Annotated in this window: 21 protein-coding genes; 3 read left to right on the plus strand and 18 right to left on the minus strand. The window is 68.1% G+C overall.

The genetic code is table 11. From position 1 onward, the window contains the following. Positions 1 to 125 precede the first annotated feature (125 nt). The 3 genes from G315_RS0110890 to G315_RS0110900 all read right to left on the minus strand — a co-directional run bounded on the left by G315_RS0110890 (position 126) and on the right by G315_RS0110900 (position 4,404). Positions 126 to 1,784 carry a BCCT family transporter gene (locus tag G315_RS0110890; RefSeq protein ID WP_018144130.1) on the minus strand — a complete coding sequence of 553 codons (1,659 nt, stop codon included), beginning with the start codon at positions 1,782 to 1,784 and terminating at the stop codon, positions 126 to 128. A 68-nt stretch (positions 1,785 to 1,852) separates the two neighbouring features. After that, positions 1,853 to 3,004, minus strand: a complete 1,152-nt coding sequence (locus G315_RS0110895; RefSeq protein ID WP_018144131.1) for a putative zinc-binding metallopeptidase — start codon at positions 3,002 to 3,004, stop codon at positions 1,853 to 1,855. 110 nt (positions 3,005 to 3,114) lie between these two features. Further along, positions 3,115 to 4,404, minus strand: coding sequence for an alpha/beta hydrolase (locus G315_RS0110900; protein WP_019612508.1), 1,290 nt, complete (start codon positions 4,402 to 4,404; stop codon positions 3,115 to 3,117). Positions 4,405 to 4,649: 245 nt separating this feature from the next. Here G315_RS0110900 and G315_RS0110905 point away from each other — a divergent pair, with 245 nt between their 5' ends. Further along, on the plus strand, positions 4,650 to 5,129 hold the full coding sequence (locus G315_RS0110905; RefSeq protein WP_019612509.1) for a cupin domain-containing protein: 480 nt from the start codon (positions 4,650 to 4,652) through the stop codon (positions 5,127 to 5,129). 126 nt (positions 5,130 to 5,255) lie between these two features. Here the strand turns inward: G315_RS0110905 and clpB are convergent, their stop codons facing one another. The 3 genes from clpB to rluD all read right to left on the minus strand — a co-directional run bounded on the left by clpB (position 5,256) and on the right by rluD (position 9,847). Continuing rightward, the gene (clpB, locus tag G315_RS0110910; protein WP_018144134.1) at positions 5,256 to 7,838 is read right to left on the minus strand and encodes an ATP-dependent chaperone ClpB; all 2,583 of its coding nucleotides are present in this window, start codon (positions 7,836 to 7,838) and stop codon (positions 5,256 to 5,258) included. Positions 7,839 to 8,112: 274 nt separating this feature from the next. Next, complete coding sequence (gene pgeF / locus G315_RS0110915; RefSeq protein ID WP_019612510.1) at positions 8,113 to 8,895, minus strand: peptidoglycan editing factor PgeF; 783 nt, start codon at positions 8,893 to 8,895, stop codon at positions 8,113 to 8,115. Next, positions 8,888 to 9,847: a 23S rRNA pseudouridine(1911/1915/1917) synthase RluD gene (gene rluD, locus G315_RS0110920; protein WP_019612511.1), complete on the minus strand. Its 960-nt coding sequence runs from the start codon at positions 9,845 to 9,847 to the stop codon at positions 8,888 to 8,890. Before rluD ends, pgeF begins: the two co-directional genes overlap by 8 nt. A 79-nt stretch (positions 9,848 to 9,926) precedes the next feature. On the opposite strand from rluD, the gene G315_RS0110925 reads away from it, so the two are divergent. Next, a complete protein-coding gene (locus tag G315_RS0110925) occupies positions 9,927 to 10,769 on the plus strand; it encodes an outer membrane protein assembly factor BamD (RefSeq protein WP_018144137.1) in 843 nt (280 codons plus the stop codon). 271 nt (positions 10,770 to 11,040) lie between these two features. Here the strand turns inward: G315_RS0110925 and G315_RS0110930 are convergent, their stop codons facing one another. The 12 genes from G315_RS0110930 to G315_RS0110985 form a co-directional block, all read right to left on the minus strand. Further along, positions 11,041 to 11,379 carry a P-II family nitrogen regulator gene (locus G315_RS0110930; RefSeq protein WP_017940393.1) on the minus strand — a complete coding sequence of 113 codons (339 nt, stop codon included), beginning with the start codon at positions 11,377 to 11,379 and terminating at the stop codon, positions 11,041 to 11,043. A gap of 320 nt (positions 11,380 to 11,699) precedes the next feature. Then, positions 11,700 to 13,394: an NAD+ synthase gene (locus tag G315_RS0110935; RefSeq protein ID WP_019612512.1), complete on the minus strand. Its 1,695-nt coding sequence runs from the start codon at positions 13,392 to 13,394 to the stop codon at positions 11,700 to 11,702. Positions 13,395 to 13,401: 7 nt separating this feature from the next. Then, complete coding sequence (gene sucD / locus G315_RS0110940) at positions 13,402 to 14,277, minus strand: succinate--CoA ligase subunit alpha (RefSeq protein WP_018144139.1); 876 nt, start codon at positions 14,275 to 14,277, stop codon at positions 13,402 to 13,404. Further along, positions 14,274 to 15,434, minus strand: coding sequence for an ADP-forming succinate--CoA ligase subunit beta (gene sucC / locus G315_RS0110945; protein ID WP_019612513.1), 1,161 nt, complete (start codon positions 15,432 to 15,434; stop codon positions 14,274 to 14,276). Before sucC ends, sucD begins: the two co-directional genes overlap by 4 nt. A 68-nt stretch (positions 15,435 to 15,502) precedes the next feature. Next, positions 15,503 to 15,883 (minus strand): aspartate 1-decarboxylase, encoded by a 381-nt coding sequence (gene panD / locus G315_RS0110950; RefSeq protein ID WP_018144141.1) that lies wholly within the window; start codon positions 15,881 to 15,883, stop codon positions 15,503 to 15,505. Positions 15,884 to 16,203: 320 nt separating this feature from the next. Next, entirely contained in the window at positions 16,204 to 17,082 is an 879-nt protein-coding gene (gene panC, locus G315_RS0110955; RefSeq protein ID WP_019612514.1) for a pantoate--beta-alanine ligase, read from the minus strand. A 30-nt stretch (positions 17,083 to 17,112) separates the two neighbouring features. Next, the gene (gene panB / locus G315_RS0110960) at positions 17,113 to 17,907 is read right to left on the minus strand and encodes a 3-methyl-2-oxobutanoate hydroxymethyltransferase (protein ID WP_019612515.1); all 795 of its coding nucleotides are present in this window, start codon (positions 17,905 to 17,907) and stop codon (positions 17,113 to 17,115) included. Positions 17,908 to 17,941: 34 nt separating this feature from the next. Further along, positions 17,942 to 18,592: a deoxynucleoside kinase gene (locus G315_RS0110965; protein ID WP_018144144.1), complete on the minus strand. Its 651-nt coding sequence runs from the start codon at positions 18,590 to 18,592 to the stop codon at positions 17,942 to 17,944. Continuing rightward, a complete protein-coding gene (gene folK / locus G315_RS0110970) occupies positions 18,589 to 19,134 on the minus strand; it encodes a 2-amino-4-hydroxy-6-hydroxymethyldihydropteridine diphosphokinase (RefSeq protein WP_019571133.1) in 546 nt (181 codons plus the stop codon). The genes G315_RS0110965 and folK overlap by 4 nt, the downstream gene beginning before the upstream one ends. Further along, complete coding sequence (pcnB, locus tag G315_RS0110975; protein ID WP_019612516.1) at positions 19,131 to 20,570, minus strand: polynucleotide adenylyltransferase PcnB; 1,440 nt, start codon at positions 20,568 to 20,570, stop codon at positions 19,131 to 19,133. Before pcnB ends, folK begins: the two co-directional genes overlap by 4 nt. 52 nt (positions 20,571 to 20,622) lie before the next feature. Beyond that, positions 20,623 to 21,093, minus strand: a complete 471-nt coding sequence (locus G315_RS0110980) for an NUDIX hydrolase (RefSeq protein ID WP_018144147.1) — start codon at positions 21,091 to 21,093, stop codon at positions 20,623 to 20,625. Continuing rightward, the gene (locus G315_RS0110985; RefSeq protein ID WP_018938995.1) at positions 21,090 to 21,530 is read right to left on the minus strand and encodes an RNA-binding S4 domain-containing protein; all 441 of its coding nucleotides are present in this window, start codon (positions 21,528 to 21,530) and stop codon (positions 21,090 to 21,092) included. The genes G315_RS0110980 and G315_RS0110985 overlap by 4 nt, the downstream gene beginning before the upstream one ends. A 106-nt stretch (positions 21,531 to 21,636) precedes the next feature. Between G315_RS0110985 and G315_RS0110990 the strand changes: the two genes are divergently transcribed. Beyond that, a complete protein-coding gene (locus G315_RS0110990; RefSeq protein WP_018144149.1) occupies positions 21,637 to 22,326 on the plus strand; it encodes a glutathione S-transferase family protein in 690 nt (229 codons plus the stop codon). Positions 22,327 to 22,657 lie beyond the last annotated feature (331 nt).

The following is a 22,657-nucleotide window of genomic DNA, read 5'->3' on the forward strand; positions in this document are numbered from 1 at the left end:
ATCGAACTGCGCCTTCGCCACCCAGGCGTTACCGCGTTCCTTCCTTTTCTCTGTGCCCTCTGTGGTGCAAAGGCTTTTGACCTTCTTCGTGCCTTCGTGTGCTTCGTGGTGGAAAACAGGGGCGGTCAGGAGCGACGAGGGTCGTCGTCTTCGTCACGGGCCTCGGGGGCATCGTCGTCCATGTCAAAGTCCTCGTGGACGCGATCCGGCGGAATTGTCCATGGCTCGCTGGGGGCGACCGTATGCGCGCCCGGGCGTGGGGCATAGCGCTCGTCTTCCAGGGCGCGCATCAGGCCCACCACCATCATCAGCATCACCAGCGAGAACGGCAGCGCGGCCAGGATGACTGCATTCTGCAGGACCTCCAGCCCTCCGGCCAGCAGCAAGACGCCGGTCACCAGACCGATCATCGCGCCCCACAGGATCAGGTGAATCGCCCGGTGTTCGGTGGCCCCATGGGCCAGCAGGGTGTTGATGACCACGATGCCGGCATTCGCGGAGGTCAGCAGGTAGGTCGCGATCAGCACCGTGATCAGCACGGCGCCGGTCTGCGCGATCAACCAGGGTTCCAGGGTCTCCATGGTGGCGAAGGTTGCCATGGTCAGGTCTTCCGCCACGCGATCGGCAATGTTTGCGATGCCCTCGACCTCGGCGTGCAGGGCCGTACCGCCCAGCAGCGCAAGCCAGAAGAAGGTGATCAGGGTCGGCACCAACAGCACCCCCGTGACGAATTCGCGCAGGGTGCGCCCGCGCGAGATGCGCGCGATGAACAGCCCAACGAACGGCGCCCAGGCCAGCCACCAGCCCCAGTAGAAGACCGTCCAGTCGGAGTGCCACCCGTCCAGGTGGTGGGCATGGGTGTACAGCGACAAACCCAGCAGGTTCTGCATGTAGCTGCCGCTGGACTGCACCACCAAGGCCAGCAAGTACTGGGTCGGCCCCCATACCAGCAGGAGTCCAAGCAGAGCGACACTGAGCCACAGATTGGCCTGGCTGACCCGCTGCACCCCGGCCTGCATCCCGGCCACCACCGACACGATCGCAGTCACCGTCAGCAGCGCCGTCAGCAGCAGGAGACCGCGATCCCCTTCCAGCGAGAGGCCCAGGGTATGCGCCAACCCGGCCTCCAGCTGCTGGATACCCAGCCCCAGGGTCGTTGCGATCCCGAAGACCGTGGCCACAATGGCGAGCAGATCCACCAGATCGCCCGGCCAGGTATGGCTGTACTTGCCGATCAGCGGGTGCAGGGCCGAGCGCAGCGCCAGCGGCTGGCCCTTGCGGAAGCTGAAATAGGCCAGGATCAGCGCCAGCAGCGCGAACACGCCCCAGGCGTTCAGCCCCCAGTGGAAATACGTCAGCACCATCGACATGTCGGCGGCGGCCGCCTGGTCGCCGTTCTCGCTCAGGAACGGGTTGCCGCCGTAATGCGACAGCGGCTCGGCCACCGCCCAGAACAGCAACCCCACGCCCATGCCGGCGGCGAACAGCATCGACAGCCACGACAGCGTGGTGAACTCGGGCACTTCGTCGTCACGTCCCAGGCGCACGTCCTTGTAGCGCCCCACCCCGAGCCAGATCACCATGACCAGGAAGAAGGCCATGATCACCACGTAATACCACTCCAGCAGCGGCGTCACGAAGGCACGCGCATCCCCCACCACCGCGCCCAGCTGCTCGGTTCGATAAACCCCCAGCAGGGCGATGATCACCACGAGGATCAGCGCCAGCGGCGCAACACGCGGGTTCAGCCCCTTGAACGGGCCGCGGGTGGCAACGTTGTACATCTGGCGTCCTTTCGCTTGCGCGATGGATGTATTTCAGGACCGGACCTTTGCCGATCCATGCCAGCAGATCAAGGGCCGGTGGCGCCCGCCGGTTGTACGCGGCTGCCCATGCGGAAATCCTGAATGACCTGATGCACGAACGCCAGCTTGGCGATCGCGGTAGCGGTCAGCACGAAGGGGTAGACATGCGAGTGGCCCATACTGCGGTTGAGGCTGTTCAGGGCGCTGACCAGCGGCAGCCAATGCTCCAGAAGCAGATCGAAGTCCGCCGTGGCATAGGCATCAAAAGCCGGCAGATTCCCCTGTGCCCCCAGCCGCGCCGACGGTCCGGCGACGGGTTCGATGTCCATGTTGTAGGCAGAGGCCGTGTCCAGCGTATCCACGATGTGCAGATAGTGGGCCCAGGTCTCGGCCCAGTCTTCCCAGGGGTGGGAGCTGGCATAGGCGGACACGAACGAGGCCTGCCAATCCGCCGGCGGACCGCCGGTGTAATGGCGCCGCAGGGCCTCGTCGTAGTCCGCGCGCTCGTCGCCGAAGCGCTCGCGAAAATCGGCATGCCAGTGGGTACCACGAATCAGACGATCCCAGTAGTAGTGCGCGGACTCATGGCGAAAGTGGCCGAGAATGGTGCGATAGGGTTCGGCCATCGCCTCGCGCATGCGCTCGCGCACCGCGGGATCGGCCTCGGCGATATTGATCGTAATGAGCCCGTGCGAATGGCCGGTGACCACGCCACCGCCCTCGCGGAATTCCGGGGCCGGGTCGGCCAGGAAATCAAACGCAATCCCCCCAGGATCGCTTTTCCGCGGCACCACCGGCAGGCCCAGGCGCAACAGGCCATATACCAGGCGTCGCTTTTCGGCCTCCAGACGCTCCCACAGCCGCGCATTGCCCGGCACACTGAGGTCCGGGATGGTGCGATTCAGGCGGCAGGCGCGACAGAAAGGCTCGGCTTCCTCATAGGGCACCATCCAGTTGCACACCGCATCCACCGCATAGTGCCGGCACTGGCGATAAAACAGCCCGTCCGGCTCGTCCGCTACCCGCCACAGGCCACCGGGGATCGGTCGCCCGCGGGCGCCCACAGCCTCCCCCGCCGGCACCAGGGCGGAGACCTCCAGGCGGTCCGGCAGGAATCCCAGCCGGTGGCCGCAGCGGGTACAGAAGGTGTTGTCGAAGTACACCCCCTGCCCACAGACCTCGCACTCGAACAACTGCATCGCGCTCCCCGTTGGCTGGCCTGCCGAGGACGTCCAGGCGACAGGCATGCCTTCAGACTACGCCGATCCCATGGCGCCGTCGCGACGGCAGGCACCAACACAGACGGCAGTCAGTCCCCCCGTACGCCGGACAAGAGCCCGTCCACTCGCTCCAGCACCAATGGATGGGACAGGATGCCGGCGTGCGTGGTCGCCACCCCGAAGACCGAGGCCGCCGCGCGCTGCGCGGGCGGGTGCAGCATGCTGGCGAGGGTGACCACCCCGTCCGCAGTGGCGCGCGCGCCTCCCTCTCCGCGCTGGTAGCCAAACAGCAGGTGCAGCTCGGTCACCTCCGTGTTGGCATCCGTGAACAGGCCTTCCAGGTAATCGCTGCCCGGGGCCATGTCGCGCCATACCGGAATGACCACCGGCGAACGCTCAACACCCCGCTGGGCGCGTTCGTGTCCGGCCCACGGGGTGGACAGGGTGATCATCGCCGGCACGGTCGCCGCCGCCTCGCGCCGGGCGCGCTCGTTCAGGAAGCCGCGCGCGATCAGCCCGCCCATGCTGTGTGCCACCACCGGCAGTGACTCGACGCCGTGGCGTACCTCCAGCTCCTCGACCACCTGTGCCAGGTGCACCGCGGCCGACTGCAGCGGCAGCCCGGAGGCGTAATAGTAGAACCACGGCTGGTAACGCTCTCGGTCAAGCCCCTCCAGCAGCCCAGCGAAGTCCCGCGGCGAGCCGTTCATCCCGTGCACGAACAGCACGGGTGTCCGTGCGCGATCGTATGGCTCAAGAAAGTACACCCCGGCATACCCCGCCAGCACGAAATCCAGGGGGCGCCACTGGCTGCCCCGCGCCACCTCGGTCGCGAAGCGCGGATCCTCCAGGTGGGCGATCTCGCCGTAGGCCGTCACCCGACCCAGGCTCAGCGGCGCCGCGCCGCCCCCGGGACCCCGTGTATCCGGCAGGTGAATGGCGTGCGCCAGGCGATCATTCCCGTTCACGCGGATATCGATCCCGGTCAGCCGTCCGCCAGGGCCACAATCCAGCGCATCGCCGCCCGCGACATGCTGGACCGGTGCGCCAGCCGGATGCGCGCGATCACCATCCTCGTCGCGGAAGGCCAGCACGCTGTAACGACCAGGCTCCAGGGCAAAGAACCAGCTCCCGCCGCGCGCGCTCACCACGTGGTCTGCCGGTTCGGGCACAACGGCGCCGGCGACCGGCTCGCGGAACACCGCCACCACATAGGGCCCGGTCCGTTCCACCCCATCCGCCCCTTCGTTCGATCCTACCGTACCGCTGATCACACAGGCCCCGCCCATCCGCGCCAGCTGCTCGCGCGCATCCAGCAGCGAACACCCCACCAGCCCCAACACCACCGCCAGGACCGCACACACCCGCAACACACCCATCCCGAACATCCCTATCCGACAGCTCTCAGACCCCGAGTGTAGCGAGCCGGCAATCGTGGCGCTGCCCGGTGCCCACCCACCGCAACATCCGCCCCCCTGCCGCAAGATCTTGGAAGTCACCCCCACGTGAACCAGCCAGACTTACAGGCAAAGGCCGCTCCGGACGGACACCCGCCCGGTCAGCCACACCACGACACGCTCCCCCCGGAGCGTGCCGGGTAAAGCCGACCCACAGGAGGTGCACCATGTTCAAACACGATATCCCGCCCACCGCGGCCATACCCCGCCTTGCCTCGGCCGCCGCCGCCCTCGCGCTGGTCGCCGCCTGGACGGTCGCGACGGCGGACCAGGGCCCGGCCTTCATCCACGAACCCGATTCCCCCGATCTCGAATGGGGCCCGTGCCCGGACTTCATGCCGGATGGCTGCCGGCTCGCCGTGCTGCAAGGTGACCCGGCGCAGCCCAATGCCGACGTCTTCTTCCTCCTCCCCGGCAACAGCACCGCGCCCCACCACTGGCACACCAGCGCCGAACGCATGGTGCTCGTCAGCGGCGAGATGCAGGTCGACTACGACGACCAGGATCCGGTCGTGCTCCGACCCGGCACCTATGCCTACGGACCGGCCCGGCTGGCACATACCACCCATTGCACATCGGACGAGGACTGCATCCTGTTCATCGCCTTCGAGGAACCGGTGGACGCCCACGCCAGCCACGACGACTGACCCCGTCACCGTCCAATCACCACCGCCGGATGCGGCCGCCAGCCCCTTCGCCCGCTCTGCTGCTCCCGGACCCAAAAAAGGCCCGCACGGGGCGGGCCTTGTTGGATCGGAACAGCGACAGCCCGGTCAGGCGGCAGCGGCAGCCCGGGTAAAGGCAAGCTGGTCGCCAGCCAGGTCCACCTCGATGGTATCGCCGGGGCCGAATTCGCCGGACAGCAGCGACTGGGCCAGCGGGTTTTCCATCTGCGTCTGGATGGCCCGCTTGAGTGGACGCGCGCCGTACACCGGGTCGAAACCGGCGGCGCCCAGGTGATCCAGCGCGGCGTCGGTGACGGTGAGCCCCAGATCGCGCTCCTCCAGACGCTTGCGCAGGAACTGCAGCTGGATGCCGGCAATCGCCCGGATCTGCTCGCGCTCCAGCGGGTGGAACACCACCACATCATCCACGCGGTTGATGAACTCGGGGCGGAAGTGCTGCCCGACGATCTCCATCACCGCGGCCTTCATTGCGTCGTAGTTCGCCTCGCCGGCCATCTCCTGGATCTGCTGCGAGCCGAGGTTGGAAGTCATCACGATCACCGTGTTGCGGAAGTCCACGGTGCGCCCATGACCGTCCGTCAGACGACCATCATCCAGCACCTGCAGCAGCACGTTGAACACATCCGGGTGCGCCTTCTCGACCTCGTCCAGCAGGATCACGGAGTACGGCTTGCGGCGCACGGCCTCGGTCAGGTAGCCGCCCTCCTCGTAGCCGACATAGCCCGGGGGCGCCCCGATCAACCGCGCCACCGAGTGCTTCTCCATGAACTCGGACATGTCGATGCGCACCATGGACTCTTCGGTGTCGAACAGGAACGACGCCAGTGCCTTGGTCAGTTCGGTCTTGCCAACCCCGGTCGGGCCGAGGAACAGGAACGAGCCATTCGGCCGATTCGGATCGGACAGGCCCGCCCGCGAACGGCGGATGGCGTTGGCCACCGCGCGCACGGCTTCCGTCTGGCCGACCACGCGATCACCCACGGCCTCTTCCATGCGCAGCAGCTTGTCCTTCTCGCCCTCCAGCATCTTGGAGACCGGGATGCCGGTCCAGCGCGCAACCACCTCGGCGACCTCCTCGTCGGTCACCTTGGTGCGCAGCAACTGGGTCTCCTGGCTCTCCATCTCGTGGGCCATGGCCAGGGACTTCTCCAGATCCGGGATGCGCCCGTACTGCAACTCGGACATGCGCGACAGGTCGCCGGCACGGCGGGCGGTCTCCAGCTCGGTACGTGCGCGCTCGAGCTCTTCCTTCAATTGCGCGGCGCCGGAGACCGAGGCCTTCTCGGACTTCCACACCTCTTCCAGATCGGAGAGCTCGCGCCCCAGGCGATCGATCTCGCCCTCCAGGGTATCCAGCCGCTTCTTCGAGGCGTCGTCGGATTCCTTCTTCAGGGCCTCGCGTTCGATCTTCAGCTGAATCAGGCGCCGTTCCAGGCGATCCATGACCTCGGGCTTGGAGTCGATCTCCATGCGGATGCGCGAGCTGGCCTCGTCGATCAGGTCGATCGCCTTGTCCGGCAGCTGGCGATCGGTGATGTAACGCTGCGACAGCTGCGCCGCGGCGACGATCGCCGGGTCGGTGATCTCGATCCCGTGGTGGACCTCGTAGCGCTCCTTCAGACCGCGCAGGATAGCGATGGTGTCTTCCAGCGTGGGCTCGTCGACCACCACCTTCTGGAAGCGGCGTTCCAGCGCGGCGTCCTTCTCGATGTTCTGGCGGTATTCGTCCAGCGTGGTCGCGCCGATGCAGTGCAGCTCGCCGCGCGCCAGGGCCGGCTTGAGCATGTTGCCGGCATCCATCGCGCCCTCGGCCTTACCCGCGCCGACCAGGGTATGGATCTCGTCGATGAACAGGATCACGCGACCCTCTTCCTGCGACAGCTCCTTGAGTACGGACTTCAGCCGCTCTTCGAAATCGCCGCGGTACTTGGCCCCGGCCAGCAAGGCGCCCAGATCCAGTGCAAGCACGCGCTTGTCCTTCAGCCCCTCGGGCACCTCGCCGTTGATGATGCGCTGGGCCAGACCCTCGACAATCGCGGTCTTGCCGACCCCGGGTTCGCCGATCAGCACCGGGTTGTTCTTGGTGCGGCGCTGAAGCACCTGGATCGAGCGGCGAATCTCCTCGTCGCGCCCGATCACCGGGTCCAGCTTGCCCTGCTCGGCGCGCTCGGTCAGGTCGATGGTGTACTTGTCCAGCGCCTGGCGGTTCTCCTCGGCGTTCGGGTCGTCCACCTGGGCACCGCCGCGCATGTCGTCCACCGCCTTCTCCAGGGAGTCCTTGTTGGCGCCGGCGTTGCGCAGCATCTCGCCCACACCGGCCTTCTCGGCGATCGCCGCGAGCAGGAACAGCTCGCTGGGGATGTACTGGTCCTTGCGCTCCTGGGCAAGCTTGTCGCAGACATTCAGCATGCGCCCCAGGTCATTGGAGACATGCACCTCGCCCGCGGCACCCTCCACTCTGGGCAGGCGGTCCAGCGCCTCGCCCAGCGCGGAGCGCAGCTGGCGCACGTTGGCGCCGGCGCGGTCGAGCACGTGGCGGATGGTGCCGCCCTCCTGGTCCAGCAAGGCCAGCAGCAGGTGGGCCGGTTCGATGAACTGGTGGTCGCGGCCTACCGCGAGCGATTGTGCATCCGCGATGGCGGACTGAAACTTGGTCGTCAGGCGATCCATTCGCATTGGGAAACCCCTCGGTCAAATCTGGGTGAACTGACACCAATGATGGGGGCAATCCCCCGACCTTCAAGGATAGACGGACGGAAACCCCCTCATCAGACAAACGCCAACACCGTCACGAACGAACGTCGGGGCTGCGCCCGGAGGTTGCCACGGCCCCTGCGGGGTCTCGCAATGACGGGGGCAGGAAAAAGCACCGTCATCGCGAGGCGCGCAGCGACGCAGGCGGCGATCTCCATGGGCAACCCATGCGCCGGACCGAGCGTCGGGGTTAGCGCAGGCGGCCGGGATCGACCCAGACGAGCGTGCCCATGCGGCCGGTCTCGCCATCGCGGCGGTAGGAGAAAAAGGTATCCGCCTCGCTGAAGGTGCAGCGTCCGCCACCGGCGACCTGCGCCACCCCGGCCCGCTGCAGGCGCTGCCGGGCCAGCAGGTAGAGATCCGCCAGCAGGCGGCCCTCGGCGCCGGGTCGGAACGCGGCAACGGCCTCCGGGTCGTGCGCGAAAAAGGCCTCGCGGACCTCGGAGCCCACCTCGAAGGCCGCAGGGCCAATGGCCGCCCCCATCCAGGCCTGGATCGGCATCCCCGGGCGCAGCGTCTTCAGGGCCTCCACGCTGGCCTCCAGCACCCCGTCGGCCAGCCCGCGCCAGCCGGCATGCGCGACCCCAACCGCCGCGCCATCGGCGGTCGCCAACACCACCGGCAGGCAGTCGGCGGTCTGCACCGCACAGACGACCCCGGGCCGGTCGCTGACCACTGTGTCGGCCGCGGCCGCGTCGCCGGCCTCCAGCGCCGCGTGCAGGGCGTCGGCGTTGGTCACGCCGGTGCCGTGGACCTGGCGCGGCCAGGCGATCGGCGTGGCCAGCCCCAAAGACTGTTCCAGCCGACGCCGATTCTCCGCCACATGCTCCGGGTCATCGCCGGTGTGCAGCGCCAGGTTCAGCGCGGCCCAGGGCCCGGTACTGACGCCGCCCACCCGCGTGGTCTGGACCGCGCGCACGCCGGCCGGCAGTTCGCCGGGGGACGGCGCCAGCAGGGGCAGGGTCTCAGGCATCACCGGTCTCCCGGGCATCGGCGCGCAGGGCTGCAAGCAGGCCCTCGAAGTCCTCCGGTAGCGGGGCCTCGAACGCGCAGGGTTCGCCGCGGGTCGGGTGCTCGAACTCCAGGCGCGCCGCATGCAGGGCCTGACGCTTGAAGGCCGCCACCGTGGCCTTGGCCGCCTCACCCATGCCCTTGACCGGCCGCGGGCGTCCGCCGTAGGTCAGGTCGCCCACGATCGGGTGGCGGATATGCGCCATGTGTACGCGGATCTGGTGGGTACGGCCGGTCTCCAGACGCACGTTCAGCAGGGTATGGGCGGGGAAGCGTTCGGCCACGCGGTAATGCGTGACCGCGGGCTTGCCACCGCCGGTCACCGCCTGGCGCTTGCGATCCACCGGGTGGCGCCCGATCGGCTCCTCGATAGTGGCACCGCTGATCACCTGCCCCTGGACCAGGGCCCGGTACTCACGGTGCACGCTGCGCGCCTGCAACTGGCGCACTAGGGCGGTCTGCGCCTCCGGGGTACGCGCGACCACCATCAGTCCGGTGGTGTCCTTGTCGAGGCGGTGGACCACGCCCGCGCGCGGCAGCTGCGCCAGCTCCGGGGCGTGGTACAGCAGGGCATTGACCAGTGTGCCGTCGCGATGCCCGGCTGCCGGGTGGGCCACCAGCCCGGCCGGCTTGTTGATCACCAGCACCGCCGCATCCTCGTACAGGACATCCAGCGCTATGGCCTCGGGCTGCGCCGCCAGCACCGGGGCATCCGGCGCCAGCAGCTCGACCCGCTCGCCCCCTCGAACCGGCGTGCGCGGGCGCGGCGAGGCGCCGTCCACCCGCAACGCCCCCTCCTTCAGCCACTGGGTCAACTGGCTGCGCGAATACTCGGGGAACAGCTGCGCCAGCGCGGCATCCAGGCGCTGCCCGGCCGCCTCCTCCGGCAGATGGGCCTCACGCGGTTCACTCATTGCGCGGCCTCCCGCTCGTCGCCACCGGGGCTTGATGTTGTAGAATCCTTGGACTTTGGTTCATCTGTGAGGCCTCGCCGTGATTTCTGTCCCGCACCTGTCGCGCCTGCTCGTCGTTCTGTTCGTGGCGCTCGTGGTCGCCGGCTGCGCCGGGCGCGAAGACCCCACGCTCGGCTGGTCCGCCAGTCAGCTCTACGGCGAGGCCAAGAACGCCCTGAACGAGGGCAACTACGATCAGGCCGTCGAATACTACGAAAAACTCGAGGCGCGCTACCCGTTCGGGCGCTACGCCCAGCAGGCGCAGATCGAGATTCCCTATGCCTACTACAAGGCCGGCGAGCCGGAACCCGCCCTGGCGGCCGTGGACCGCTTCGTGCAGCTGAACCCGCGGCATCCGAACCTCGATTATGCGTACTACCTGCGCGGGCTGATCAACTTCAACCGCCAGCAGGGCTTTCTCGCCAACCTGTTCCCGCGCGACCCGGCCGAGATGGACCCGGAACCCTTCGACCAGGCCTTCCAGGACTTCGACCGCCTGATCCGCGAATTCCCGGACAGCCGCTACGCCCCGGACTCCTACCAGCGCATGCTCTACATCCGCAATGCACTGGCCGCCTACGAGCTGCGCGTGGCAGAGTTTTACATGGAACGTACCGCCTGGGTCGCCGCGGCCCAGCGCGCGCGCAACGTGGTGGCCACCTATCCCGGGGCCGAGGTGATGCCGAAGGCCCTGGCCGTGCTGCACCGCGCCTACACCGAACTCGGCCTGGAAGACCACGCCGAGAACACCATGACGGTGCTGGAACTGAACTACCCGGATGCCGCCGTCGCCGTGCGCGCCGGCGAACCGGTGGAGCTGGAAGGCGAGGAACGCCGCGGCCTGTGGCGCGTGATGGACCGCATCCCCTTCCTGACGAATTAACCGGGGAAAGCGGCACAACCGTAAAGCCATCCCCGGCCGGCGCCCCGCACCACCTTGGGGGTGGCACCGTCATTGCAAGGAGGCGAAGCCGACGTGGCAACCTCCTGATGTTCGCAGAGCGCCGGGATCCAGTGGTTCCGGACGGAGGTTACTCGCTACGCTCGCCCTTCGGGCCGGCCTGCGGCCGTTCAACGCCGCTTCGCTGCTTTTGTGCCACGTCGGCTTCGCCTCCTCGCAATGACGCTGCGATCCCCCGCCGTGCGGGCCGAGGCTACAACGCTTCGCTGCCCTCTTCGCCGGTGCGGATGCGGACCACGCGCGACATGTCGGACACGAAGATCTTGCCGTCCCCGATCTTGCCGGTGCGCGAGGCCTTCACGATCGCGTCAATGCAGGGATCGACACGGTCGTCGTCCACCACCAGTTCCAGCTTCACCTTGGGCAGGAAGTCGACCACATATTCCGCGCCCCGGTAGAGTTCCGTATGGCCCTTCTGGCGCCCGAAACCCTGAACCTCGGTCGCGGTCATGCCGGCAATACCCATCTCGGTCAGGGCCTCGCGGACATCTTCCAGCTTGAACGGCTTGATGATCGCCTCGATCTTCTTCATGCGAATCCCTTTGGTTGAGCCCGCTGCGCGGGCGCTTGTCTCACATCCGGAAGTGTATCAAACCCCCGGCGCTGCGCTGGAAGATCCGCCCCGGCGCGGTCCGAGGCCCCCGCCATTGCGAGGCGAGCAGCGCCGTGGCGACCTCCGTGGGTGGCCCCGATGCCGGCCAAGGCGGACATCGGTGGTTCCGGACGGAGGTTACTCGCTACGCTCGCCCTTCGGGCCGGCCTGCGGCCGTTCAACGCAGCTTCGCTGCTTTTGTGCCGCGTCGGCTTCGCCTCCTCGCAATGACGGTGCGCGCGTCCGGCGTCGCGTATCGCTCAATCCGGACGATACCCCGAGGTAATTGGGTAACGCCGGTCGCGGCCGAAGGCGCGCGGGCTGACCCGCACCCCGGGCGCGGCCTGGCGGCGCTTGTACTCGGCGATGAACACCATGCGCGCGATGCGCTCCACCGTGGGGCCGTCGAAGCCCTGGGCGACGATCTCGGCGACGGACTGCTCCTGCTCGACGAAGGCCTCGAGGATCGCGTCCAGCACGTCGTATGGCGGCAGCGAGTCGGCATCCCGCTGGTCCGGCGCCAGCTCGGCGCTGGGCGGGCGCTCGATCACCCGCGGCGGGATCGCCGCGCCGCACGTGTTGCGCCAGCGTGCCAGGCGGTACACCCACTGCTTGGAGACGTCCTTCAGTGGCGCGAAACCGCCATTCATGTCGCCGTACAGCGTGGAATAGCCCACCGCCATCTCGGACTTGTTGCCGGTGGCCAGCAGCAGCTTGCCGCTGCGGTTGGACAGCGCCATCAGCAGCACGCCGCGGGCGCGCGCCTGCAGGTTCTGTTCGGTCATGTCTCCCGCCCCGGCCGGATACGCCGCCAGGGCATCCCCCAGCCCGGCCATGAAGCTCTCCACCATCGGCTCGATGGCGATCTCGTGGTATTCGAGACCCAGAAGCCGCGCCTGCTCCTCCGCATCCTCGATGCTCATCGAGGCGGTGTAACGATAGGGCATCATCACCGCGGTCACCGCCGCCGGGCCCAGCGCATCCGCCGCCAAGGCCGCAGTCAGACCGGAGTCGATGCCGCCGGACAGGCCCAGCAATACCCCCGGGAAGCCGTTCTTGCTCACGTAGTCGCGGATGCCGATCATCAGCGCCTGATAGAGGTCACGGGCGTCCGCCTCGTCCGGTTCCGGGCCGGGGTCGGTCAGGGTCGGAAGAATGCCGCAGGCGGACAGATGCATGTGCTCGTCGCGGGACCGCAGGACCGGCCCCTGCGCACTGCGACTCGCCTCTACCTGGCCCTGGCCGGTGGCCCAGGCGGGCAGCACGGCGCGGGCCCCGTTGACCGGGTCGTGCACGAACGAGCGGCCGTCGAACACCAGTTCGTCCTGCCCGCCCACCTGGTTCACGTAGACCACCGGACAGCCGGTCTCGGCCACCCGCGCCCCGACCACCTGCAGGCGTTCCTCGGCCTTGCCGCGGTGGTAGGGCGAGGCGTTGAGATTCAGCAGGAGCTCGGCCCCGGCAGCCTGCGCCCCGGCGGCCGGACCCGGCTGCCAGATGTCCTCGCAGACGGTCAGCCCGATCTGCCAGCCATCCAGCTCGACCACGCAGGGGGCATCGCCGGCAACGAAATAGCGCTGCTCGTCGAATACCGAATAGTTGGGCAGGACCTGCTTGGCGTAGCGCGCGATACAGGCCCCGTCGCGCAGCCACAGGGCCGCATTGATCAGGCCGCCATCTCCCTGCACCGGGGCACCCAGGATCACGTCGATACCCCGCGCCGCCCTGGTGATCGCCACCACCGCGCGCTCCACGCCCAGCAGGAAGGCCGGGCGCAGCAGCAGATCCTCGGGGGGATAACCGGTGACCGCGAGTTCGGGGAAAACCACCGCGCGGGCGCCACCGGCACGGGCCTGCTCGATGGCCTCGAGGATATGGTGGCGATTGTCGTCCAGCCCGCCCACGACCGGATTGATCTGGGCCAGGGCCAGACGCAGAGGCTGGTCAGGGGTCATCGGCGACTCAGGCGCGGGCGAGCGCGGACTGCATCGCGGCGCCCAGCTCGGCCGGGCTCTCCGCCACGGTCGCGCCGGCCTCGCGCAGGGCCGTCATCTTCTGCTCCGCGGTACCCTGGCCACCGGCGATGATCGCGCCGGCATGACCCATGCGCCGCCCCGGGGGCGCCGTGGCGCCGGCAATATAGGCGGCTACCGGCTTGTCGAATTCGTCCGCGATGTAACGTGCGGCGCGTTCCTCGGCATCACCGCCGATCTCGCCCACCATCAGCACGCCGTCGGTCTCCGGGTCATCGCGGAACAGGCGCAGGCAGTCGACAAAGTCGAGGCCCTGGATCGGGTCACCGCCGATGCCCACGCAGGTGCTCTGACCCAGCCCGAGGTCCGATGTCTGCTTGACCGCCTCGTAGGTCAGGGTGCCCGAGCGCGAGATGATGCCGATGCGCCCGCGGCTATGGATATAGCCGGGCATGATCCCGACCTTGCAGGCCTCCGGGGTGATGATGCCCGGGCAGTTGGGCCCGATCAGGCGCGTGGGGCTGCCGGCCAGGACCTGCTTGACCCGCACCATGTCCTGGACCGGGATGCCCTCGGTGATGCAAACGGCCAGTTCGATCCCGGCATCCGCCGCCTCGCAGATCGCGTCGGCCGCGAACGGGGCCGGGACGTAGATCATGCTGACGCTCGCGCCGGTCTGCGCCACGGCATCGGCGACGGTGTCGAACACCGGCCGGTCCAGGTGGGTCTGGCCGCCCTTGCCCGGGGTCACGCCCCCGACCAGGCGCGTGCCGTAGGCGATGGCCTGCTCCGAGTGAAAACTGCCCTGCTTGCCGGTGAAGCCCTGGCAGATCACCCGGGTGTCGCGGTCGACGAGGATGCTCATGCCACGGCCTCCACCACGGCGCGCGCCGCCGCGTCCAGATCGGCGGCCGGGATCACGTCCAGCCCGGAGTTGGCCAGCGCGGCGCGGCCCTGCTCGGCGTTGGTGCCCTCCAGGCGCACCACCACCGGCACCTGCACCTGGATCTCGCGGATCGCGGCGATAATGCCCTCGGCGATCAGGTCGCAGCGCACGATGCCGCCAAAGATATTCACCAGCACCGCCTTCACCGATGGGTCCGACAGGATCAGCTTGAACGCTGCGGTGACCCGCTCCACCGTCGTACCGCCGCCGACATCGAGGAAGTTGGCCGGCGAGCCGCCGTGGTGCTGGATCAGGTCCATGGTCGCCATTGCCAGCCCGGCGCCGTTGACCATGCAGCCGATCGAGCCGTCCAGGCGGATGTAGTTGAGGTCGTGCTCGTGTGCCTGCTCCTCGGCGGGGTCGCGCTGGCGCACGTCGCGCTCCGCGAACAGCGCCTTCTGGCGGTAGGCCGCGGAGTCGTCGATGGTCAGCTTGGCGTCGATCGCCAGCAGCTGATCCTCATGGGTCAGCACCAGTGGGTTGATCTCGAGGAGCTGCGCGTCGAGCTGCTGGAACAGGGCATGGGCATTGGTCACCAGCTGCGCCATCGCCTTCGCCGCGTCGCCGGACAGGCCCAGGGTCGAGGCGACCCGGCGGCCGTGGAAGGGCATCACGCCGGTGGCCGGATGGATCGGCAAGGTCACCACGGCCTCGGGGCGCTCTGCCGCCAGGGTCTCGATGTCCATGCCGCCCTCGGCGGAGACCACCAGCGCCAGGCGCTCGCGCGAACGATCCACCAGCATCGCGAAATAGAACTCGCGGGCGATGTCCGCCGCCGGCTCCAGCAGAAGCTGGTCCACTGGCAGTCCTTCGGGGCCGCTCTGGCCGGTCACCAGGCGCGAACCCAGCAGCTTTTCCGCCGCCTCGCGCGCAGCATCGGCGGAATCCGCCATGACCACGCCACCGGCCTTGCCGCGACCACCCGAGTGCACCTGGGCCTTGACCAGCGCGCGCTCGGCACCCAGCGCCTGCCAGGCCCCGGAGACCTGCTCGGCGGCGTCGATCACCTGACCTTCGGGGACGGGGATACCGGCGTCGCGAAAGCGCGCCTTGGCCTGGAATTCGTGGAGATTCATGGGCGTCGAGGATAGCGGCGCAGCCCCGGCCCGACAACTGCGGGAGGCGCGCGCGCAGGAGAGTGTTCTTAAGCGGCCTGGACCGGGATGCCGTTACCGGTACGCACGATGCGGTTGCCGGCGTCGAGATAGACCAGGTCGGGCGTGAATTCGCGGGCCTCGGCGGCCTCCATCTGGCCATAGGCACAGATGATCACGCGATGGCCCACCGCGGCCTTGTGTGCGGCCGCGCCGTTGACCGAAATGATCCCGGAGCCGGCCTCGCCCTCGATCGCGTAGGTGGTAAAGCGCTCGCCGTTGTCGACGTTGTAGATCTGGATCTGCTCGAACGGCAGGATGCCTGCGGCGTCCAGCAGGCGCGTGTCGATGGCACAGGAGCCCTCGTATTCCAGCTCGCAATGCGTGACCCGGCCCTGATGCAGCTTGCCTTTCAGCATGGTGACAAACATACGGCGAATTCCCGGCTTGAACCTCGGAAGGGCGGAAAATTATCCGCGATCCCGGCGGATACGGCAAACGCGCCTTCTCGAGTCGATGGTTTTTCACCGTGAAGCGCGCGAAGACACGGAGAAATTCGAGGGCGACTTACAGGCAGGCTGGAAGACAGAACGAGTGGCAAAACAGGAATGGACCCGGCGTTCGGGGGCTCGCAAGAACGTTACCGATTGTCAGCGCCCTGCAGCACCACCCTCACCCTTTAACCTGCCCGTCTTCTGTGGATGACTCTTGAATTTCTTCGTATGCTTCGGGGTAGCCGAAACAAGCAGCGTCAGTCGGTACGGGTGCGGACGTTGTCGATCAGGCGGACGCCTTCCAGCCAGACGGCGGCCAGGACCACCAGGTCCTGCTCGGCCAGGGGCACATCGGTTGCCAGCTCCATCAGGTCTTCCGCACGGCGGATGGAGAGGTATTCGGGCTCGAAGCCGGCCTCGCGCAGACGATCGCTGGCGCGGGCCTCCACCTCGGCGATGCGGTCGGCGTCCACTTTGGTGGCCGTGCGGCAGACGGTCGCCACCTCGTCCAGCACCCGCTTGAGCTCGGGTGCCACGGCCCGCGCCTCTTCCGACAGCTGGCTGTTGCGTGAACTGAAGGCCAGACCGTCCGGCTCGCGCACGGTGGGGACTGCCTCCACCCGGGTGGGGATGTCGAGCCCCTGCACCATGCGCTCGATCAGCTTGAACTGCTGGTAATCCTTCTCGCCGAACAGGGCCAGATCCGGGCGCACCAGGTTGAACAGCTTGGTCACCACGGTGGCCACGCCCTCAAAGTGCCCCTGGCGGTAGTTGCCCTCCAGGATCTCCGAGAGCACCGGCACCACCACCTGCACCGGGGGCATGCCGTCGGCGGGGTACATGTCCTCGTCGGTGGGGCAGAACAGGGCATCCACACCGGCTTCGGTCGCCAGCCTGGCGTCCTCGTCGAGGGTACGCGGATAGCGCTCCAGATCCTCGGCGCGGTCGAATTGCAGCGGATTGACGAAGATCGACACCACCACCCGCTGGGCCCGCGCCCGGGCATGCCGGATCACGGTCATATGGCCCTCGTGGAGGTTGCCCATCGTGGGCACCAGCGCCACGGTACCGCGCCCCTTGCGGGACCACTCTCGATGCATGGCCACCAGTTGCGGCCGATCACGCAGGATTCTCATGGGCCAGGATCCATCCTTTGGGAAACGCAGTTAACTGAAGGTATGCACGCCGGATTCGGGGAAGGTTCGCGCCCGCACCGCGTCACAGTATCCGCGGACGGCGCCCTCCAGGGAACCGCCCTCGGCAAGGAAATCGCGCGCGAAGCGCGGCGGCTCGGGCGTCAGGCCGATCACGTCGGTCAAGACGAGCACTTGACCATCGCAACGCGGGCTGGCGCCAATCCCGATCACCGGGACCCCTGCGCTGCGCACGATGACATCGGCCAGGCTCTCGGGGATACCCTCCAGCAGCAGGGCCTGGGCCCCGGCGTTCTCCAGCTGCGCGGCCAGGGATTCCAGCTCCGCCGCAGCCTTCGGGTCGCGCCCCTGCACGCGGTGCCCGCCCAGGCGGTGCACCGCCTGCGGGGTCAGGCCCAGATGGGCACAGACGGGAATCCCGGCGGCGACCAGGCGCTCGACCACGGGGACTTCCATCGCGCCGCATTCCACCTTGACCATGTGCGCCCCGGCGCGCAGGAGCGCCCCGGACTGGACCAGCGCGGTAGCGGGATCGACATCGCCGAGGAACGGGATGTCGGCCATGATCAGCGCGTTCTCACTGCCGCGGACCACGTTGGCTACATGGTAGACCATGTCCTCCAGCGTCACTGGCAGGGTGGTCGCATGCCCCTGCACCACCATGCCCAGGGAATCGCCGACCAGGATCACGTCGACCCCACAGCGATCCAGCAACCCGGCGAAGGCTGCATCATAGGCCGTGAGGCAAGCGATGGGTTCGCCCGCCTGCTTGCGCTGGGCCAGGGTATTCACGGTAATCGGACGCATGCTCATGCCTCCTGGGCAGTCCGGCTTGCCAGCCTCAAAGCGAGATCGGCAACGGGTTGAAGTAGTGCCGCCCGCCCTGGATCGGCTCCAGGAACTGCACCAGCTGGTCAAAGTCGGCCGGGTTGTTCACCCAGTCGATCTCGGTGGCGTTCACAATCACGAGCGCCGGTCCTTCGAAATGATAGAAGAATTCCGCGTAGGCGGCGTTCAACCGCTCCAGATAACCGGCCTCGATGTGACGTTCGTACGGTCGCGCCCGGCGGCGGATGCGCTCCTGCAGCACCTCCACCGGCGCCTGCAGGTAGACCACCAGGTCCGGGCGCGGCAGGCCCCCGCGCAGATGCCGGAACATCTCGCGATAGATCTCCAGCTCGTCCGGATGCAGGTTCAGCTCGGCGAACAGCGGGTCCTTGTCCATCAGGTAGTCGGACACATGGCGCTGCTCGAACAGGCCCTTCTGCGCCAGCGGCGTCAGCTGGCGCACGCGCTGCACCAGAAAGTGCAGCTGGGTCGCCAGGGCGTGCTTGTCCGGTTCCTGATAGAAGCGATCCAGGAAAGGGTTCTCGTCCGGGGCCTCGAAGATGCCCTCCGCCTGCAGGTGCTCGGCCAGGCGCTTGGCCAGGCTGGACTTGCCGACCCCGATCGGTCCCTCTACCGCGATGAAATCGAAATCGGCAAGGCTCATCCGCGCCCCTCCGCAGTCGCCACGGCCTCCTGCGGTTCCGCGATCGGGATCAGGCTCGCTCCGTCGAAGCGCTGCGCCAGCCGCTCCAGCGGACCCACTCCCGGGATCTGCAGCGACGGCGCCAGCTCCAGCAGCGGCAGGATCACGAAGTCGCGCTCGGCGATCCCGGCGTGCGGCACCTTCAGCCCCGGCAGATCCAGCGACTGCTCGCCGAACAGCAACAGATCCAGATCCAGCAGGCGCGGCCCCCAGCGGGTACCGTCCCGCTCGCGCCCGCAGGCGCACTCGATGGCCTGCAGCTCCGCCAGCAGGTCCAGCGGCTCCAGTCGGGTGTGCAGACGGGCCACGGCGTTCACGTAGTCGGGCTGGTCCTGCGGGCCCATCGGCGGGTTACGGAACAGCCGCGAGCGCCCGATCAGACGCGTTTGCGGCAACTCATGCGCCAGCCGGGCAAAGGAGTCCCGCACCTGCGTCTCGGGGTCACCCAGGTTGGCGCCGATCCCGATGAACGCGTGTACGCCGCGGGCAGGCACGCTGCTCATTCGCCGCCACCCCCCGATTCCGGGTTTGCGCCCGCATCGGCGCTCGCGCCGGCGCCGCCCTTGCGTCCCCGACGCCGGCGCCGGCCGCCACGGCGTGACTTGCTCTTGGCCCCAGCCTTGCCATCCCCTTTGGGAGCACCCTTGCCCTGGGCACCCGCCATGGCCTTCTGTGCGTCCTCGTCCAACTCCTGGATCTCGGTCCACCAGCGACACAGCTCGGGGTCGGCATCGCCGGCGCGGGCGCGCAGGCAGAGAAAGTCATAACCGGCGCGAAAGCGCGGATGCGTCAGCAGGCGCAGCGCACGGCCACCACGGTGGCGCTCCAGCCGCGCCTGGAGTTCCCAGATCTCGCGCACGATCAGGCTGAAGCGTTTGGGAATGGACACCGTCTTCACCTGACGATCCAGCACCTCGGCCATCGCCTGCTGCCAGGCCGGAATCTCCTGTTCGTCGGCCGCGATCCGTTTGGCCGCGGCCACCTGCACCGGGGCCCAGAGGATGGCCGCGTAGAGGAACGCCGGGTTCACACCCAGGCCTTCATTGATGCGCTTGTCGGTATTCAGCAGCGACTCGACCAGGAACTGGCGGCGCTCGGGGCCAACGTCCGTATCGGCAAAGCAGGCCGCAGCCTCGGGGAACATCGGCTCGAACAGGCCGAGGCGTTCCAGCTCGTCCAGACAGGTGACCGCCGCGCCGCTGTGGAACAGCTTGATCACCTCGTCGAACAGCCGCGCCGGGGCCACCGTCTGCATCAGCGAGGCGAGATCAAGGATGCCGGCCTCGACCTCCGGCGCGATGGTCAGACCCAGCTTGGCGGCGAAGCGAACCGCTCGCAGCATGCGCACGGGGTCTTCGCGCAGACGCGTCTCGACGTCGTCGCCGATCAGGCGCAGCTCGCCCGCGCGCAGGTCCTCGAACCCACCGGTGTAATCCAGCACCGAGAAATCCTCGATGTCGTAATACAGGGCGTTGATGGTGAAGTCGCGGCGCACCGCATCCTGCTCGATGGTGCCGTAGCGATTGTCGCGCAGGATACGACCTTCATCGCTCAGCGCGACCTGGCCTTCGTCCTCGGACTCGTCGTCATGCGGCGCCCGGAAGGTCGCCACCTCGATCATCTCGCGCCCGAACAGCACATGCGCCAGGCGAAAGCGGCGCCCAATCAGACGGCAGTTGCGAAACAGGCCACGCACCTGCTCGGGGGTGGCGTCGGTGGCGACATCGAAGTCCTTCGGCTCGCGACCCAGCAGCAGGTCGCGCACGCCGCCGCCCACCAGGCAGGCGCGATAACCGGCCTCGTGCAGCCGATAGAGCACCTTCAGGGCGTTGTCGTCGATCGCCGCGCGCGAGATGCCGTGCTCCGCACGCTCGTAGACGCGCGGTTCCGGCAGCTCGCTGTCGGGCCGGGACGGGGTTGCGGGGTCAGCCTTTGTCACGCGATACCGTATCGGTGGTCGAAAGCGCCGTATGGTAACAGCTTGGCCGGATTCATCCCGTTTTTTGTACCGGACGCGGGGCGGCGGTTTCGCCGGTCAGGCGCCAGCGCCGATAGTCGTCGAGGATACGTCGGTGGTCGAAGACCAGCACCTGGCCCGGGTCTTCCGGGTCCAGCCAGGCGCAGTCGGCAGCGTCATCCCCGGCCCTGGCCTCCCCCCGGCCCCGCGCGATGTAGACCGCGCTGACGGTGTGCCCGCGCGGGTCGCGCTGCGGGTCGGAATACACCCCCAGCAACGCCTCCAGCTCGACCTCCAGCCCGGTCTCTTCGCGCGCCTCGCGTACCGCGGCATTCTCGGTGGACTCACCGACGTCGACGAAGCCGCCCGGCAGGGCCCAGCCGTGCGGGGGGTTGTGGCGCTCGATCACCAGCACACGACCGGGCTGCGCCGAGTGGCGGATGACCATATCCACCGCCAGCCGGGGTGTGACGGGCGGGCCACTCGAGGCTTCGGGGTTGTTCACTCGGATTCACTCCTGTCGCTGCCGTCCTGGCGAATAAAGCGGCGGATCTTGCGCCGCTCGCGCTTGTCCGGGCGCCGGCTGGGGGCGCTGTCCGCGACCGCGCGCTCGGCGCGCCGGCGTTCGCTTTCGGCCGCGCGCCGGGCCTGGCTTTCTTCGGTCTCGGTGTACAGCGCCTGGGCCTCGCGCGCCGGCCGTCGCTGATCGCTCAAATGGACCACATCCAGCTCCCAGACCTGCGGGCCGCGGTGGATGGTCAGGCGATCACCGGTGTGCACCCGACGCGCCGGCTTGCAGCGCTCGCCGTTCACGTGGACCTTGCCGCCGCCGACCGCCTCGCTGGCGAGGCCGCGCGTCTTGTAAAAACGGGCGGCCCAAAGCCATTTGTCGATCCGCAGCCCGGCGCCGGGCGCCCCGTTGTGGCCGCTACCCTTGCCCAAGGCTTTCCCGCGACATCACGAGGGGAGACAATGCGCCCCCTTTAATAGCGAGGAACCGGCGACCCGGATCGGGGCCCCGCCCCACCTGCGGACGCCGAAGACCACCATGAATCTGCCGCATCTGCACCTGATCAGTTTCGCCATCTGTCCGTTCGTTCAGCGTAGCGTGATCACACTGAAATACAAGGAGGCGCCGTTCGAGCTGAGCCTGATCGATCTGGCCAACCCGCCGGACTGGTTCCGCGAACGCTCGCCCCTGGGCAAGGTTCCGCTGTTGATCGTCGACCACGATACGGTGCTGTTCGAGTCGGCCGTGATCAACGAATATATCGATGCCATTACCCCGCCCGCGCTGATGCCGACCGACCCGCTGGAACAGGCACGCACCCGGGCCTGGATCGAGTACCTCTCGGAACAGACCTTTGCCCAGTACCACTGGATGACCGCGACCACCGAGGATGCCTTCGAGCTGGCGCGCCACACTGCCGCACACGGGCTGGAGCGCCTGGAACAGCAGATGACCCAGGACGACCGCCTGGCCGCGCCCGGCTTCTCGCTGATTGATGCCACCCTGGCCCCGATCCTGATGCGCTATGCGCTGCTGGAGGATCCGGACAGCCCCTGGGAGACCGAGGCCTTTCCGCGCCTTGCGGCCCGCTGGGACCAGCTGCGCGAGATGCCGGCCGTGCGGGACTCGGTCCCGACCGACTTTGCGGCGCAACTGGCCGACTACCTGCGCCAGCAGGACGGCTTTGCGCCGGCGCATTTCGCGCCGCAGCTCGACGCGTCCGCCTGACCGAGGCTTCACCCGACCGCCTGCCCCGGTGTGGTCGGACTCGGCCCATCAACCGCCGGGTTGAGTCTGGTCATGGTTCGACATCTGGTGTTTACGCTGGCTTCGGTCCACCGCCTGCCTGATTGTGGCTGGCCATGGTTTGTCCTCCGGTGTTTACGGTGGCTTCGGCCCGCTTACTGCCACGCGCTCTCTCGCGAGCGCACCGCGAGGCACTTCTTTGCTCGTGCAAAGAAGTGCCCAAGAAACACGCCCGACTGCCGCGACCCCGGCCCGCTGCGCGGGCCGGGGTTTCCCTCGCTCCGAGGCTTTTCGCGGGCGGCGCTGAACTCGC

This window comes from Thioalkalivibrio sp. AKL7 (assembly GCF_000381705.1).
Taxonomy (GTDB): Bacteria; Pseudomonadota; Gammaproteobacteria; order Ectothiorhodospirales; family Ectothiorhodospiraceae; genus Thioalkalivibrio; species Thioalkalivibrio versutus.